Origin of the sequence: Salinarimonas soli (assembly GCF_008386575.1) — a bacterium.
Classification (GTDB): domain Bacteria; phylum Pseudomonadota; class Alphaproteobacteria; order Rhizobiales; family Beijerinckiaceae; genus Salinarimonas_A; species Salinarimonas_A soli.
The window spans coordinates 1-321 of record NZ_VUOA01000281.1 but is presented as its reverse complement, the minus strand read 5'-3'; the positions used below and the strand labels follow the sequence as shown (position 1 = coordinate 321).

The window sequence follows — 321 nt, the reverse complement described above, 5'->3', positions numbered from 1 at the left end:
TTCGAAGAGAACGTGACCGTCAAAATGGGCAAAGTGAAGTGTTCAGAATTAAGGACAAAAGATAAAAAGGAGCTATTCAAACAGCTTGAGGAGCTAAAGACAGAATTAACAAATCTTCGGGTTGCTAAAGTTACTGGTGGAGTTGCTTCTAAACTGTCCAAGATCCGTGTTGTAAGAAAAGCTATCGCACGTGTTTACATTGTGTATCACCAGAAGATGAAGGTCAATCTTAGAAACCACTACAAAAACAAGAAATACAAGCCTTTAGATTTAAGAGCCAAGAAGACCCGTGCTATGCGCAAGGCTCTTACTAAACACGAA

General features: G+C 39.6%; 1 protein-coding gene. It reads left to right on the top strand.

The features are described from left to right. Positions 1-12 precede the first annotated feature (12 nt). On the top strand, positions 13-321 hold a 309-nt coding region (gene rpmC, locus F0L46_RS28020; RefSeq protein ID WP_210247725.1), incomplete at its 3' end, for a 50S ribosomal protein L29.